The organism is Azotobacter salinestris (assembly GCF_009363155.1).
Taxonomy (GTDB): domain Bacteria; phylum Pseudomonadota; class Gammaproteobacteria; order Pseudomonadales; family Pseudomonadaceae; genus Azotobacter; species Azotobacter salinestris.
In genome coordinates this window covers 114,115-127,654 of sequence record NZ_CP045303.1, presented here as the reverse complement: position 1 = coordinate 127,654, position 13,540 = coordinate 114,115, and the positions used below count along the sequence as shown (strand labels likewise).

Genomic DNA, 13,540 nt, shown 5'->3' with positions numbered 1-13,540 from the left:
GTCACACCTTGCGCCGATCCCACTCGCGCTCAATGACTACCACCAAGGCAGAAGCGGCACCGTGCAGATCGTTCAACGTCTGGTTGTCCTGTCCGCGCACATTGATGGCCTTGAGGGTGTCGGCCATCTCGGGGGCGCCACTGTGCACGCCGGTCAAAATGTCCACGAATGTCCCATAAATTTCTCTCAGCTCAGCAGCGCGGCCATCGTCTTCTTCATCCTTGATGAACTCCGAGAGGGCGCGGCAATTGGCGGCGAGTTCGTCTAGTTCGGTCTGGTCGAGAGTGTATTTATTGCTCATTGCCCGTTTCTCTTTTTAGCTTGTTGTAGATTCCGGTGCCGGTATCGGCCGGCTGGCGGATAGTTTTCCCACGCTCTTGGCCACTTCCCCAGACCAGCACCGATAAACGACCGTCACCAAGGGCGGGTTCGGCGGTTTGCCAGGTGTACTGGCGGTTACGGCTCAACGAGCGAACATCAGGCAGTAGTGGATCAGTTGCTGCTCGATGCTCTGTCGCTGCCCCAGGATGAGCAGGACCACCACGAGGCGCTTTTCCTCGTCGCATTCATAGAAGACGCGGTAGCCGTCGAGATTGAGCTCCCGGTAATGGGTGATCCCAAGCTCGCTGGCTTGTGCGCTGATGGGGTAGCCCAACGGGTGATCGGCCAGGCGGCGTATAACTTCTGCCACCAAGGTGGAGAGCTTTTCATAGGCCCCGTCATAGCCGTGGTACGGCTCCAGGTGGGCGATCTGGGAAAACAGGCTGGTTTCAGCAGTAGTAGCAAACTGAACGTCGAAGCTCATGGGGTTCCTTTGGGTTGCTGGCATCGTTGTGCCAACCGATCCAGGAGCGTGTCGCCCGACACCAGCTTGCCTTGCTCTTTGTCACGGGAGCCCAATGCCAGGAGCTTGACGAGCGCAATCGTCTCATCGCGCTGCTTGCGTTCGGCATAGGACTCGATGACATAGGCGGGCAGACCGTTCTGGGTGATCACCATGGGCTCGGTTAGGTCCAACGATGCGGCGTGCTTCTTCAAGAAGCTGATCGTCTCGATTTTCATGTCAGCCAGATCCTGCGTTTAAGAAGTCTATTTATAGACTAAATTTAGATCTACGTCGACAAAACAAAAAACCCGGCACGAGGCCGGGTTGAAGGATTGTGCATCAGAACCAGAAACCGGCCGCAAAGGGCGGCTGCTCCTCCGGTTCAGGTTGTGCCGGCTTGCGGATGCGAAGCACCGGTGCCGGCTGGTTCGGGTCGAAGTGGGGATCTACCGTCATGCGCGTCCGGCAGCCACTGTCGCCCTGGTGTTTCTGGATCAGGTCCGCCGGAATTTCCTTCCCTTGGGCCATCTCCTCGGCAATCGCCTTCCAGTCGACAGAGCCTGCCACGTCGTAGGCGGTGATCTTCACCCCGTAGGCGTCGGCCCGGCGGAACCCGGCTCCTCTCACGAGGAGCTTGAGCTGGGTGTCCAGCTCGCCGGCCTCCTTCTGCAGCGCGTTCAGCTGCGCCTTGAGGGCGACCAGCCTGGCCTCCTGCTCGCGACGCTTTTCCGCCAACGCCTTCCAGGCGGCTTCGTCGGTCTGCTCCATCGGCAGCACATCCCGCAGGGGATCGGCTGCCGGGGGCGTCCCGGCTTCCACCGTGTTCCAGAAGATTTTTTCTGCCTCGATGATGCGCTGGATGAGCAGGTCATCCCGCTCGACCACCAGGCAGCACGGCTCGTGCTTGGGCGACCAGAACCACAGGTACCCGCGCCGCGCGCCGCAGACGATCAGCTGGTGCATGACCTGCCAGCGATAGAGCTGGAAGGCCGGGCTCTTTTCCCGCAGCGCCAGCACCTGCAGATGATTGTCCTCCGCGAGGTTCTTGATCTCGGCGGGGGAGTCATCGCCCAGCAGGCCATCGAAGGAGGCCCGAATGAACGGATGCTCCTGCGACTCGGCGCAGATCGGCAGGCCCAGCTGGCCGTATTTCTCCTCGAACATCTGCAGGGCCAGCGGCTCGAACTTCTGGCCACGCCTTACCTGCGGAACAACCGACAGGTCGGGCGGGGTCGTCAGTCCGACCAGCTCCTTCCAGAGCTCGAGAGGCGTCTTGTCGGGGTTGTGCCCCATGATGACGGCGCAACTGGTTGCGCTGACACCTTCCTGACGCCATTGCAGCCACTCAGGAGTCCGCTGCTCGAGATCAACGACCTTCATCGTTCACCTCCAGCTCGACGAATCCCAGGCGAGCTTTTTCTTCTGGACTGAGACAGAGGCCACCCGATCGGTACAGGTGACACCGCCTCAGATCCTCCGAGAGCGCCCTTGGCTCCACTCCAGAGGTCTTGTAGAACCCCCTGGCGAAGCGGCTGCCCTTCTTCAGCAGGCCGCCGACCAGCCCGAAGCCGTCGAGCTTGTTCTTGCGGGTCCGGCTGGCCGTGTCGAGCACCGCGGCGAGCCGCCGGTCGATGGGTCCCTGAAGACTCAGGAAATCACGGCCGGCCTGTTCGCCGAGGACCTGCAGGGCGTTGAGCAGTTGCGCATCGGTCGCCTCACGCAGCGTCTCGGTCTTCTCGCGGAAGGCCGAAGGCTTCATGTACGACCTGCCCAGCAACATCGACTCCTGTTCATGCCGCGCCAGGAGGTAGGCCTCTTGGCAGATTTCAAAAGCTTCCATCTCGTTCTCCTTTTCGAGTGCACCGCCCAGGCTCAAAAGCCCAAGCAGTCCCCTCGAGGCGAACGAGTCCCCCAAGGGGCAGGTTCGCCCCTCAGGGAATTTTTTTTGCTGGAATTCCAGCGCTCAGCCGGTATTAACGCGCAGTGCCGCTCGCGTACCGGGCATCAATTTCATTTCCGGTCAGTGCCGCAGCGAAGCCTTCAGACGCTCAGGTGTCGATGGGCGCATGGTTGTGCCCCTCCTTGAACGCAGACCGCAGTGCCGCAAAAAAGCCGGGATGCTCCTTCTCGGCCATCTTCATCGCGGCCGCGAAGGTTCTGGCCCGACACCGGTACGAAACCCGCTGCCGGGTGCTCATGTCGGTGACGCTCAACAGGTAAGTCCGCATGGTGTGATTCCTTTCTCGTCCCCGAGAAAGGCACACCCCCGGAGAGGGACATGCCCCCTCAGGGTGGGTTTCAAATGGCTGCAGGCCTTACGGCAACAGCAGCAACAGGATGGTCGCGATCAGATCGGCCATGGGTTCACTCCCCTTCGCTCGCCGCCAGGTATTCGCCGGCCTTGAGCTGTTGAAGCGCGTATTGCCGTGCCTCTTCCGGCCAGGTGGAGACGTACTCCTTGGCCGCAGCCCAGCAACCCTGGGCACTGGCGCGGCGAACCAGCTCCGCCACCTTCTTCACCACCTTCTCAGGCAGTTCGGCAGGCTTGGGCTCCGGCTCTTTCGCGGGCATCACCTCGCCTTCGACGGCCTGCGGTTCAGGATCGGCAGCAGGTGCAGAATCGGCGGCAGGTTCGGCAGCAGGCGGATCAGCCCTTTCGGGTTCAGGATCGACTTCCGCCGGTTGAGCGGCAGGAGACGGCTCGCTCGCAGCCTCCTCCTGGTTGGAAGTGGGCAGCGGCTCGACCGGCTCGACCTCATCGTTGGCCCCGATCACCCGCTCGACGACCGCCAGCGGCACGTCGTGCGAAGCGAACCCCTCGCCACCGTTGGTGTTGAGGTACTGGATCAGCTCATCCAGCTTGGGTCCCGACTGAGGCCAGTATTTCCTGGCGATCTTGATGGCGCTCTTTTTCGCCATGGCGGCGAAGAAGTCGACCCAGGGGCCTTTCCTCTTCCGCTTCCACAGCTCGGAAGCCTCGCGCGCCACGTAGATTTCCTCGGCGGTGACGGCCTCAACATGGACACGCCCATCGGGCAGCAAGGCCTCGACAAAGGCCCCGACGAACTCCCCACGATCGGCCTTCTTGTCGAAGGGGTTGAACGTGTGGGTCGGGCTCTGCCGCTTGCCGCGATAGACGAATTCGTCGTTCGCGTAGACCAGCTCGACGATGCAGTCCTTGATGGCGGCATCGTTCACGGCCGCCTTGATCATGCCCCGATAGGACACGTCCAGGATGACCTGCCCATCGCGAGGCACCAGGTACGCGAAACCCCGGGCGGGATTCAGCGTGAGACCGCACGCGGCCACCTGGCTGAACGCATTGCGCAAACTCAGCGAGTTGCTGAGCGCCACCTTGCAGAGATAGTCGTTATTCAGCATCGCCTGCGAGGCATATAGCAACTCATTCTTGAAGGCGACATCCGTATTCGATGTCTTCACAAGCTCAATGAACTTGTCTTCAAGCTTGACCATGATTGCCACTGCATTTTGAAACTCTTTTTGAACTTCGCTCATAACCGTTCTCCTTTCAGAATATTCCTTCAGGGCGAACGGCCCCCAAAGGGACAAGTCGCCCCTCAGGGTTTGGATAGTGCCGGGATTGTTTCTGGCGCTGGTTTTGTTTTACAGATCAGGAAGCGGGCATGAGTTCATGTCCGCCGTTTATTTAAAAAGGATAGTCGTCATCGGAAGCCGGCTGAGGAGCCGGAGTTGACTTGTCTCCTTGATTTTTGGATTTACGCGAGTTTCCGCTTTCACGCGGCTGAGGCTGCGGGGATTGCCCCTCGCCTCCTTCTCTGCGCCCGCCGAGCAATTGCAGGGTGCCGTTCATGTCGACGACGATCTCGGTGGTATAACGGTCCTGACCGTCCTGTCCCTGCCACTTGCGGGTTTGCAGTTTGCCCTCGATATAAACCTGAGCGCCTTTCTTCAAATATTCTCCAGCGATTTCAGCGAGCTTGCCGAAGAACACCACGCGGTGCCATTCGGTGCGCTCCTGTTGCTGGCCAGATTGCTTGTCTTTCCAAGTGTCGGAAGTCGCCAAGGTGATGTTGGTCACCGCATTGCCGTTGGGCAGGGAGAGAGTTTCCGGATCACCGCCGACATTGCCGAGCAGAATGACTTTATTGATACCGCGCGCCATAAGATTCTCCTTTCGGGATAATACGGGGCGGCATTTTCCCCAAGCGGGAGTCTGCGACCCCGATGGGTTGGTTTTTTTAAGAGCGTTTCTTAAGGTGATTTATGAGACGGCACCACCCGTCTGCGTAATGACTACGCGACTAAATCGGCAGACGCACGTCGGCCAATTTAATTGGGGGAATTCTTGACGGCTTTATTCAGCCGATTAAGCCACCAGGGCTTGAAGGGCACTTGCCGGAGTTCCGGCAGGCCTATTTAGCGCCGCAAAAGGGCGTGGCTGGAGTCTGCAACAGTCCGCCGCCTATTGCAATCGAGCCGCCGCACGCAAATTTGCGGTCGCCCTTTGGTCTGTTCGAATAACCCAATTTCAAGCCAAAAAGTGGCGGGAAATGGCCACACAGGAGCCGATTGGCTTTTCACAATGGTGGCGACTTCATCGATGAGGAACCCCCATGAAACATCCCCGTTTTCTGCTGGCGCTGACCCTCAGCGCGCTCGCCGTCGCCGGCTGCGCCAAGGACAAGAAGCCGGAGGCCCCTCCCGTTCCCACCGGGCCGAAGTTCGCCGTCAGCGAATACGAGCCCGACATACGCGACTACCACACCAGCTGGGGGCACCAGGGCCGCGGCGGAGCGGCCCTGCGCAAACCCGCCTACCAGCACACGGTGAGCCCCCAGGACCAGCTCGATAGCCGTTCGGGTCGCCTGCACCCGGAACTGCAGGTCGCCAGTACAGTCCCCGTGGCCATGGTCACGGTGCCGCCCTCCACCTATGCCAGCAACTGCCAGCAGGCCGGCCGCCCGGCGGCCTACGCCGCGCCCGGCTACGCGGTGAACGCCTCGGCCCGCGAGGCGGTGGACGAGTACGTCCGCGTGCGCAACAAGCTATGCCAGGGCCAATCGCGGCTGACCTACGACGAATGGCTGGTGCTGGTCAACGGCACGCCCAAGGACCTGCCGGTAGCACTCCAGGCACGGCCCCCGGTGCGCATTCCTGCCCAGCCCCTACAGCCCATGCCACCCGTCCGAGTTTCCGCACAACCTATACAGCCCTTGCCGCCCACCCGCACCCAGGCACAGCAACAGGCGCCCAGCGCCTCAAAAACCCTTTTCGACCGGCTGAGTGAGAACTTTCCATGGTGATCAAGAACAATCCCCAACTGCGCTGCTATGCCAAAAAGGCCCTGCTCACCGCCGCCGTGGTGCTGGCCACGCTCGAACTGGCTGCCTATCGCTCGCAGTCCCAGATCGACGAGGCACTGGCCGAGCGCCTGCCCGACGCTATCAAGCAAGTCCAGGCTCAGCAGGAAGAGGCCGCCCTGAAAGCGGAGCGCGAAGGCGTCCTGGCGGTATGGGCCGCGGCCCCAGCTCAAGTGCCCGAGGGCCGCCATCTCTACGGCAGCCTCAATGCCCAGTTCACGTTCGTCGAGTTCAGCGATCTCGAATGCCCGTACTGCAAGCGCTTCCACGAGACCCCGAAAACGCTGGTCGACCAATCCGGCGGCAAACTCAACTGGGAATGGTGGCATTACCCGCTGGCTTTCCACAGCCCAGGGGCCATGCTCGGCGCCCAGGCCGCCGAATGCGTCGCAGAGCTGGCGGGTAATCAGGCGTTCTGGGCTTTCACCGGCGAGTGGTTCAAGCGGTCACAGTTGAACGGCACCGGCGTGGAGAGTGCGGAGCAGCTGGCCCGGCTGGTCGGTGTCCCGGCCGAACCGTTCAAGCAGTGCCTGGCCAGCGAGAAATACAAGGCCAAAGTCGAGCAGCAGCTCGCCAAGGGGACCGAGCTGGGGGTCACCGGCACTCCCGCCACCTTCGTCGTCGACAACATGACGGGCAACCGTGTCCTGGTGCGCGGCGCACAAACCCCACAAACGCTGCTCGAGGCGATGAAGCAAGCGATCAGCATGCGGGACACGCCTCCCAGCCAGGGCAATCCGCCGGCACCGGCTGAAGCGTCAAGCACGGCTCCCGAAGCCCAGGCCAAGCGCCAATAACCTGAGAAGCCCCCGCTGGGGGCTTTTTTCAGCCAGAACGGTGCCGGCACCAGCCAATCCCAGTGGATTTTTCCTCCTCAACTTGGGAGCTGCGCCACAAGCCAGTACCATTTCCATAGTTTTTAAAGGGAATTTCACATGTTGGAACTGAAACACATGAACCGCCTGCTTTGCTCCGCCCTCGCCACCGTCCTCCTGGCTGGATGCGCCAGCAAAGAGCCGTCAGCTCCACAGATCACGCTCCAGGACCCGGAGCAAACGCCTCGTGAGAAGTGGTCGGAGGCGATGAAGATCCTGCACGATGACCTCGGCATCAAGGGCATGAAGGACGTGCCGGTCGAAACTGCCCGGCAGTACGGCCTGATTGCTGGGGTGAGCGAGCCGGTCAGAGGCAATCAGGGCTCGATGGGTGACCTTGCCTTTGGTGGAGTTGGGGCGGCCTTGTTCCTGATTCCAACCGGCCAGGTGATGGGTCCCAACCAACATGATCAAGCCTCGGCTTGGGTTCCTGTTGAAAAAGCCGGCAATATGGTCGAAGCGATTCAGATTGCTATCGATGTCTGGAACAAGGCGAGAGCACGAGCCTTCGCTGACCCAACAACTCTCTACGTCAAGCCCAGCGCACTACCTGACAACTCGCCGGAGCAATACGCTGGTCTTATTAACCCGGCAATCAAATACCCAATCTAAGTGGCATAACGCACCGACGCATGCTGGAAATAGGCAACTACCCGCTCCGGGGTTTTGGCCAACCAGCTCATGAATGCCTCGGCCTTCTCCAGCAATTCCGACTTGTTTCGCGCCCGGTCACTGGTGCGCAAGCGTGTCTTGAGGTCGCGGTTCAAATACTCGTCCGGATTACACTCAGGCGAATAGGGTGGCAGGTAGAACGCTTCGATTTCTTCCTGGTGCCCTTCGAGCCATTCCCTGACCAGACGCGCATGATGGACACGCAGGTTGTCCAGGATCAGAAAGATCTTCCTGTCACTGTCCGCCACCAGCCTCGACATGAAACCGATCATCCGCTCAGTATTCATGGCCCCCTCCAGGAACTCGAACCGTACCAGTCCCTGGTTGCTGATCGCTGAGACCATGCTCAGGCCATGACGCCGAGTCGGCGCCACCAGCACCGGCGTGACGCCTGCCGGCGCATAGCCTCGAATCCAATGCCCATCTTCAGCTACGGCCGTTTCATCGCCCCAGTAGATCGTCGCGTTTTCGGCCTTGGCGCGTGCCACGATGGCCGGATAGGTCTCTTCAAGCCAGTGCTCGACCGCCTCCGGGTTCTGTTCCAGCGCCTGCCGGGTCGGCCGCTGTGGGGTATATCCCCAGCGCTGAAGGTACTGACCCACCGTCCGGATCGGCATCTCGATGCCATACAAGTGCTTGATCAACTGCATGACGGCCCGGCGGTTCCACAGGGCAAAGTCGAGTTGCAACTGGTTCGGGGTCTGGCCCACCAGAATCGAGCGCAACTGCCACTCCTGTGCGAGCGTCAAGGTCCGTCCGCTTGCCTGGCGCCGACCTCGTGTCCTGGATTTCAGACCTTCGCTGCCTTGCTCGCTGTAGCGTTTGGACCAGGCTAGTACGGTACTCAGATGTACGCCCAATGCGTCGGCAACCTCTTGCCAAGTCAGTTCGCGCTGCTCACGCAGATTCATGGCCAGGCGCCGCATCTGGTCCTGAGTTTCTCGAGAGAGCTTTCGGGCATCGATCTTTTTCATGCCTCTTTATATCGTGAATTTGATTGCCGCGTTAATAAGGAAGCGTTTCTAAAACGTCCCACGCCTCCTTCTGGCGGACCTGTGGATGGCCCCAGTTTCGCTCCCAAAGGGAAATATTACGGCCCAATTTTCCTGAGCGGCTTTCATAGGCAACTAACAGTGGATGTGTCTGGGAGCGATATTGAGCGCGATAAAGCTGTGAAGTTGATTAGGGTTTGTCTGAAAAGTCGATTTGGCTAAAATGCCGCCTCCGTTGTTCCGAGCGCAGCCATGTCAGGCCGTTACGAGATTTCTGCCCAGCGCTGGGCGATGATCGAAGCCATCGTTTCTCCCCCTCAACGCATGGGCCGCCCCCGGCGAGATGACCGCCAGATGCTCAACGGCATCTTCTGGATTCTGTGCTCAGGGGCCAAGTGGCGCGATCTTCCCGAGCGTTATGGCCCCTGGAAGACGGTATATCAGCGCTTCAGGCTGTGGCGTGACAACGGCACCTTCGAGCAGGTGCTGCGGCATCTGCATCTGCGTCTGCGTGAGGACGGCTTTATCGACCTGGATACCTGGATGGTCGACTCAACGTCGATTCGGGCCACCAGAGCCGCCAGCGGTGCGAGAAAAAAAGGGGCCTGCAAGAGCCGCAGCACCAATGTCTCGGCCGAAGCCGTGGTGGGCTGACCACCAAGCTTCATCTGGCCTGTGACAGCAACGGGTATCCGCTGGCAGTGATGCTTTCACCCGGGCAGGACGCCGACTCGCGCTATTTCATGCCCTTGCTTGAGCAGATCAGCCTGCCTGGCAGCCAGGGTCGTCCGCGCAAGCGCTGCCGGTATGTACTGGCTGACAAAGGCTACGACAGCGAAAGCCTGCGCCAATACTGCGACCGGTATGGCATGAAGCCCATCATTCCCTTACGCAAGATGCACCGTAAGCCTCGACCGGGCTTGCCTCGCCTATTTGACAGACCGCAGTACCAAAAGCGCAACGCCATTGAACGACTGTTCAGTTGGCTCAAGGAAAAGCGCCGTCTTTGCACCCGTTATGACAAGCTGGCCAGCAGTTTCAAGGCCATGGTCACGCTGGCCTGCATCGAAAAATGCTTACGTGCCGACTTTTCAGACAAACCCTAATGAGCGTTATTTGGAAACAACGCCTGGGCGTTGTTCGAGGATTCTTAGGCTGTAGAGCATACAGCCAACGCACCTATCGGTCGCTCAAGGATGCCCAATCGGACAGGGGCCTGCAAGCCTACGTGTGCACGCAAATTTGCGAGGCCTCTTTGCTGGTCCCCGTTCACCGCGTTTCCAGCCTGCGTCGCTGCCGAACAGCGGGCAAAAGCGTGCCCAGAGTCGGCCACGCTTGCCGAGCAGGAACAGAAAGTGACCGGTGAAGCGGTGGCGATTGCCTTCGTCGATCAGGCCTGCAGCGGCGAGTCGGCCGCCGAGCAGGCACAAGAGCATGGAATACAGCTGGAAGTGATCAAGCACACGGAAGCGAAGAAGGACTTCATCCTGCTACCGCGGCGTTGGGTGGTCGAGCGCAGCTTCGGTTGGATGGCCCGCTTTCGAAGGCTGAGCCGGGACTATGAGCGCCTGGCTTCGACGCTGGCGGGCTTTCACTTCATAGCCTTTGTCTGTCTGATGCTGCCGACGGCTATCAAGGCTTTGGCAGCACCAGACTGATCAAAAAACGAACAGGTTAATAACAGGCTCTAGCGGCCTTGCTTGCAGAGGGCCTGCATTTTTTGCAGGCTTCACACATGCCGGTTCGACCGGTTCGTCCTCACTATCTGTCACTGTGCAATCGTGGTGGATCTACCGCTCAACATCATCCAGGCTTCCTGGCCTGCCGATCATCCTAGTTGATAACACTCCTCTCGGCTGAGGATGGCCCAGACAACTCGGGCATTCTTGTTCGCCAGGGCGACTGCGGCGATATTCCTGTTGCGTCGACAGATGAGTTGTCGAAGCCACTGACTGCGCCTATCCGCCTTGTCCCGGCAGTGCTGGAGCACCGCTCGAGCACCATGGATCAGCAGGGTGCGCAAATAGATATCGCCTCGCTTGGTGATCGCTCCCAAGCGCTCCTTGCCGCCGCTGGAGTGCTGGCGAGGAACCAACCCCAGCCAGGCGGCAAACTGCCGAGCACTGCGGAACTGCCGGGCATTGCCTACGGCCTCCACCAGGGCGGTGGCCGAGACCGGACCGATACCCTCGACCTGCATCAGTCGCTTCACCCGCTCGTCCTCGCGAGCCTGGCACTGGATCATCTCGTCGAGACGGCACAGGTGTGCTTCATGCTCGTCCAACTCGCCGCGCAACTCCGCCAGCAGTTCAAGCATCGGGCCCGGCAGGCCGTTCCCGGCATCCTCCAGGGCCGTCTGCGCCAGTCGACGTGTAGCCGCGACGCCGTGTCGTATCTCGACCAGGCCAAACTCGCCCAACAGGCCGCGGATTTTGTTGACCAGCGCCGTCCGTGCCCTGATCAACCGACTTCTGATTCGGTGCAGGGCCTGGCTGGCCTGCTGCTCGGCGCTTTTCACCTCGACATGGCGCATCGTCGGCCGGCTGGCGGCCTCGCAGATTGCTTCGGCATCGTTGGCGTCGTTCTTGCCGCTCTTGACGTAGGGCTTGACGAACTGCGGCGCGATCAATCGCACCTCATGTCCCAAGGCGCTCAGCTCGCGGGCCCAGTAATGGGCACTGCCACACGCCTCCATCGCCACCGCGCAGGGTCCGAGTCGACGGAAGAAGCCCAGCGCTTGCGAACGCTTGAGCTGTTTGCGGCAGACTGCCTGCTCGTGGCTGTCGACACCATGAAGCTGGAACACCTGCTTTGCCAAGCCGACGCCTATCCGCTTGAGTTTCATGGTGACTCCTCCTCCGGTGGCTGCTGTTTTCAGCAACTTCAGTCTGGCGCTCTGACGCCGTAAGGAGGGGGAGTCCATTTCATTGCTCTAGCTGTCTCGTTCGAGCGGTTCGCCCTGTTGATCGACCTTGCCTAGATCGAAGATGCGCTGACACTGACCGGCACGATTTCTTTTTCTTTGTGCCATCGGTGCCTGCCGACCGAGCGCATTGTCTGGCCGGTCATCGGGATGGCCCTGTTCAAGAACGAGCCCATCTGGCTGATTGTGCAATAGTAGAGCTAGGTGTTCTAAGAACACATAAGAATAAATACAGAAGCTTTATTATCCCAAATTCTAAAAACTATAAAAAACCAATTAAATCAACCAATAATTGAAACCGCCTTACACGTTGACATTCCAGGCTTTCGCCTTTAAAAATACAAGAACACAGGAAATTAATGACAATATAGATAGTAAACTATCTATATTGTTATTCTATTCACTACAGGGAAGTACACTTATGAAAGTTGCCCTTGTCACGGGTGGAACGAGAGGTATTGGTTTCTCCATCGTCAAGCTACTCGCACTGGAAGAAGACTTAAGGGTCATCACGTGCGGCACCAAGCCTCACTCTAAAGTTAAACTTCCCGCGGGTGTTGAATACATTCAGTGCGACATCTCCAGCTTAAATTCCGTCACCGCAATGATTAAGCAGGTTATTGACGCGCATTCCAAGATCGACATACTCGTCAACAATGCCGGCATCTCTCACGTCAAACCTGATGGGCGATTCCTGATTGAGGACATCCAAGATGAAACTTGGCACAAAGTAATCAACACCAACTTATCCGGCGCCTTTTACACCTGCAAACAAGTGATTCCTCATATGAAAAGGAACCACTATGGCCGCATCATAAATATATCTTCAGCCTCAGCCAGATTTGGGGGAATACTCGCATCCGTTGACTACATTTCGTCAAAAGCGGGGCTTATTGGGTTAACTAAAGGACTCGCCTACGAGTTAAGGGATTGTGGCATTACAGTTAATACTGTAGCGCCCGGCCGAATAGACACAGATATGATCTCCGACGCCAACCTAAGCGCCGACTGGGCTAAAAACCATGTTCCCCTTGGCAGACTCGGCAAGGGGGAAGATATTGCAGGGATCATTTTGTTTTTAATCTCCAAACACGCTGACTACGTGCATGGAGCCACACTTGATTGTAATGGAGGCTGGGTCATAACTTAATTTTACTGATCCTCTAGGGAGAACATCTATGTCCAGCAGAGTCATTGTCGTAAGCGGCGGCACGAGGGGAATTGGCTTGGCCATCTCAGAGAGACACGCAATAGCCGGCGACACGGTGTTTTCACTATGCTTAAACCCTGAAAAAATCAGCAAGACGCACGCGAATATTCATGTAATAAAATGTGATGTTCGTGATTTCAAAGCAGTTAACGACTGTATAGATCAGATACTTTTAGAGGTGGGAAAGATTGATGCCCTCGTTAATTGTGCCGGCATCCAGCAACCACCGTCTGACGGTTTAGAACACATCGATTATGACGATTGGCGAAACGTCCTCGCCACCAATCTCGATGGCGTTTTCCATTTATGCAAAGCAGTGATACCTGGCATGAAAAGAAGGCGTGAAGGCGTAATCGTGAATATGGCGTCGGTGGCCGCCACCGATGGATACCCGATGGCCTGCGCTTATGCAACCTCCAAGAGCGCGCTGATCGGTCTGACGAAATCCCTGGCGAAGGAGCTGGCGACGTACAACATCCGGGTTAACGCGATCATGCCCAGCCTGACCATGACAGATGCCGCACTGGGGCTGCCTACCGAAACCTTAGAGCGACTTGTAAACCTGGTCCCTTTAGGAAGAATTGCGCTGCCTGAGGATGTTGCCGGCGTTGAGTTCTTTCTATCCAGTCCCGACGCTAACTACATCACAGGTGAGCTATTCAGAGTCGCCGGTGGGCGATAAAAATAGCTAAAGAGGATC

17 protein-coding genes and 1 pseudogene are annotated in these 13,540 nt (G+C 58.6%); 8 read left to right on the top strand and 10 right to left on the bottom strand.

Features of this window, described 5'->3' with window-relative positions; genetic code table 11:
- Nucleotide 1 precedes the first annotated feature (1 nt).
- The 8 genes from GCU53_RS24340 to ssb all read right to left on the bottom strand — a co-directional run bounded on the left by GCU53_RS24340 (nucleotide 2) and on the right by ssb (nucleotide 4,970).
- Complete coding sequence (locus tag GCU53_RS24340) at nucleotides 2-301, bottom strand: hypothetical protein (protein WP_152390143.1); 300 nt, start codon at nucleotides 299-301, stop codon at nucleotides 2-4.
- A gap of 162 nt (nucleotides 302-463) precedes the next feature.
- Nucleotides 464-805 carry a type II toxin-antitoxin system RelE/ParE family toxin gene (locus GCU53_RS24335; RefSeq protein ID WP_157731523.1) on the bottom strand — a complete coding sequence of 114 codons (342 nt, stop codon included), beginning with the start codon at nucleotides 803-805 and terminating at the stop codon, nucleotides 464-466.
- Complete coding sequence (locus tag GCU53_RS24330; RefSeq protein ID WP_040107296.1) at nucleotides 802-1,062, bottom strand: type II toxin-antitoxin system Phd/YefM family antitoxin; 261 nt, start codon at nucleotides 1,060-1,062, stop codon at nucleotides 802-804. The genes GCU53_RS24335 and GCU53_RS24330 overlap by 4 nt, the downstream gene beginning before the upstream one ends.
- A 103-nt stretch (nucleotides 1,063-1,165) precedes the next feature.
- Complete coding sequence (locus GCU53_RS24325) at nucleotides 1,166-2,206, bottom strand: lambda-exonuclease family protein (RefSeq protein ID WP_152390141.1); 1,041 nt, start codon at nucleotides 2,204-2,206, stop codon at nucleotides 1,166-1,168.
- A complete protein-coding gene (locus GCU53_RS24320) occupies nucleotides 2,193-2,666 on the bottom strand; it encodes a hypothetical protein (protein ID WP_152390140.1) in 474 nt (157 codons plus the stop codon). Before GCU53_RS24320 ends, GCU53_RS24325 begins: the two co-directional genes overlap by 14 nt.
- A 208-nt stretch (nucleotides 2,667-2,874) precedes the next feature.
- Complete coding sequence (locus GCU53_RS24315; protein WP_244307282.1) at nucleotides 2,875-3,039, bottom strand: hypothetical protein; 165 nt, start codon at nucleotides 3,037-3,039, stop codon at nucleotides 2,875-2,877.
- A 151-nt stretch (nucleotides 3,040-3,190) separates the two neighbouring features.
- Nucleotides 3,191-4,342, bottom strand: coding sequence for a RecT family recombinase (locus GCU53_RS24310; protein WP_152390139.1), 1,152 nt, complete (start codon nucleotides 4,340-4,342; stop codon nucleotides 3,191-3,193).
- Between the two features lie 151 nt (nucleotides 4,343-4,493).
- Nucleotides 4,494-4,970, bottom strand: coding sequence for a single-stranded DNA-binding protein (ssb, locus tag GCU53_RS24305; RefSeq protein ID WP_152390138.1), 477 nt, complete (start codon nucleotides 4,968-4,970; stop codon nucleotides 4,494-4,496).
- A 451-nt stretch (nucleotides 4,971-5,421) separates the two neighbouring features.
- Here ssb and GCU53_RS24300 point away from each other — a divergent pair, with 451 nt between their 5' ends.
- The 3 genes from GCU53_RS24300 (at nucleotide 5,422) to GCU53_RS24290 (ending at nucleotide 7,655) form a co-directional block, all read left to right on the top strand.
- Nucleotides 5,422-6,111 (top strand): hypothetical protein, encoded by a 690-nt coding sequence (locus GCU53_RS24300; RefSeq protein WP_208845547.1) that lies wholly within the window; start codon nucleotides 5,422-5,424, stop codon nucleotides 6,109-6,111.
- Nucleotides 6,105-6,965 carry a DsbA family protein gene (locus GCU53_RS24295; protein ID WP_152390137.1) on the top strand — a complete coding sequence of 287 codons (861 nt, stop codon included), beginning with the start codon at nucleotides 6,105-6,107 and terminating at the stop codon, nucleotides 6,963-6,965. Before GCU53_RS24300 ends, GCU53_RS24295 begins: the two co-directional genes overlap by 7 nt.
- A 138-nt stretch (nucleotides 6,966-7,103) precedes the next feature.
- On the top strand, nucleotides 7,104-7,655 hold the full coding sequence (locus GCU53_RS24290) for a hypothetical protein (RefSeq protein ID WP_152390136.1): 552 nt from the start codon (nucleotides 7,104-7,106) through the stop codon (nucleotides 7,653-7,655).
- Here GCU53_RS24290 and GCU53_RS24285 read toward each other — a convergent pair.
- Nucleotides 7,652-8,689: an IS630 family transposase gene (locus GCU53_RS24285; protein WP_152386602.1), complete on the bottom strand. Its 1,038-nt coding sequence runs from the start codon at nucleotides 8,687-8,689 to the stop codon at nucleotides 7,652-7,654. The two genes, GCU53_RS24290 and GCU53_RS24285, sit on opposite strands and share 4 nt — an antisense overlap.
- 270 nt (nucleotides 8,690-8,959) lie before the next feature.
- Between GCU53_RS24285 and GCU53_RS26350 the strand changes: the two genes are divergently transcribed.
- Both GCU53_RS26350 and GCU53_RS24275 read left to right on the top strand, forming a co-directional pair.
- A protein-coding gene (locus GCU53_RS26350; protein WP_152386036.1) for an IS5 family transposase occupies nucleotides 8,960-9,813 on the top strand; the annotation gives its coding sequence in 2 pieces (ribosomal slippage) (nucleotides 8,960-9,314 and nucleotides 9,314-9,813; 855 coding nt in all).
- Nucleotides 9,814-10,035: 222 nt separating this feature from the next.
- A pseudogene (locus GCU53_RS24275) lies at nucleotides 10,036-10,365 on the top strand (transposase); the annotation flags it as partial.
- A 170-nt stretch (nucleotides 10,366-10,535) separates the two neighbouring features.
- On the opposite strand, the gene GCU53_RS24270 reads toward GCU53_RS24275, so the two are convergent.
- Nucleotides 10,536-11,552, bottom strand: coding sequence for an IS110 family RNA-guided transposase (locus GCU53_RS24270; protein ID WP_152390283.1), 1,017 nt, complete (start codon nucleotides 11,550-11,552; stop codon nucleotides 10,536-10,538).
- A 177-nt stretch (nucleotides 11,553-11,729) separates the two neighbouring features.
- Between GCU53_RS24270 and GCU53_RS24265 the strand changes: the two genes are divergently transcribed.
- The 3 genes from GCU53_RS24265 to GCU53_RS24255 all read left to right on the top strand — a co-directional run bounded on the left by GCU53_RS24265 (nucleotide 11,730) and on the right by GCU53_RS24255 (nucleotide 13,522).
- Nucleotides 11,730-11,825: a transposase domain-containing protein gene (locus GCU53_RS24265; protein WP_167520126.1), complete on the top strand. Its 96-nt coding sequence runs from the start codon at nucleotides 11,730-11,732 to the stop codon at nucleotides 11,823-11,825.
- Between the two features lie 226 nt (nucleotides 11,826-12,051).
- Entirely contained in the window at nucleotides 12,052-12,780 is a 729-nt protein-coding gene (locus GCU53_RS24260; RefSeq protein WP_152390134.1) for an SDR family NAD(P)-dependent oxidoreductase, read from the top strand.
- A 28-nt stretch (nucleotides 12,781-12,808) separates the two neighbouring features.
- Complete coding sequence (locus GCU53_RS24255; RefSeq protein WP_152390133.1) at nucleotides 12,809-13,522, top strand: SDR family NAD(P)-dependent oxidoreductase; 714 nt, start codon at nucleotides 12,809-12,811, stop codon at nucleotides 13,520-13,522.
- The last annotated feature ends 18 nt before the right edge of the window (nucleotides 13,523-13,540 follow it).

Coding starts and splice junctions, on each gene's coding strand:
- GCU53_RS24340 (WP_152390143.1), bottom strand. CDS start 301: ATGAGCAATAAATACACTCTCGACCAGACCGAACTAGACGAACTCGCC.
- GCU53_RS24335 (WP_157731523.1), bottom strand. CDS start 805: ATGAGCTTCGACGTTCAGTTTGCTACTACTGCTGAAACCAGCCTGTTT.
- GCU53_RS24330 (WP_040107296.1), bottom strand. CDS start 1,062: ATGAAAATCGAGACGATCAGCTTCTTGAAGAAGCACGCCGCATCGTTG.
- GCU53_RS24325 (WP_152390141.1), bottom strand. CDS start 2,206: ATGAAGGTCGTTGATCTCGAGCAGCGGACTCCTGAGTGGCTGCAATGG.
- GCU53_RS24320 (WP_152390140.1), bottom strand. CDS start 2,666: ATGGAAGCTTTTGAAATCTGCCAAGAGGCCTACCTCCTGGCGCGGCAT.
- GCU53_RS24310 (WP_152390139.1), bottom strand. CDS start 4,342: ATGAGCGAAGTTCAAAAAGAGTTTCAAAATGCAGTGGCAATCATGGTC.
- ssb (WP_152390138.1), bottom strand. CDS start 4,970: ATGGCGCGCGGTATCAATAAAGTCATTCTGCTCGGCAATGTCGGCGGT.
- GCU53_RS24300 (WP_208845547.1), top strand. CDS start 5,422: ATGAAACATCCCCGTTTTCTGCTGGCGCTGACCCTCAGCGCGCTCGCC.
- GCU53_RS24295 (WP_152390137.1), top strand. CDS start 6,105: ATGGTGATCAAGAACAATCCCCAACTGCGCTGCTATGCCAAAAAGGCC.
- GCU53_RS24290 (WP_152390136.1), top strand. CDS start 7,104: ATGTTGGAACTGAAACACATGAACCGCCTGCTTTGCTCCGCCCTCGCC.
- GCU53_RS24285 (WP_152386602.1), bottom strand. CDS start 8,689: ATGAAAAAGATCGATGCCCGAAAGCTCTCTCGAGAAACTCAGGACCAG.
- GCU53_RS24270 (WP_152390283.1), bottom strand. CDS start 11,552: ATGAAACTCAAGCGGATAGGCGTCGGCTTGGCAAAGCAGGTGTTCCAG.
- GCU53_RS24260 (WP_152390134.1), top strand. CDS start 12,052: ATGAAAGTTGCCCTTGTCACGGGTGGAACGAGAGGTATTGGTTTCTCC.
- GCU53_RS24255 (WP_152390133.1), top strand. CDS start 12,809: ATGTCCAGCAGAGTCATTGTCGTAAGCGGCGGCACGAGGGGAATTGGC.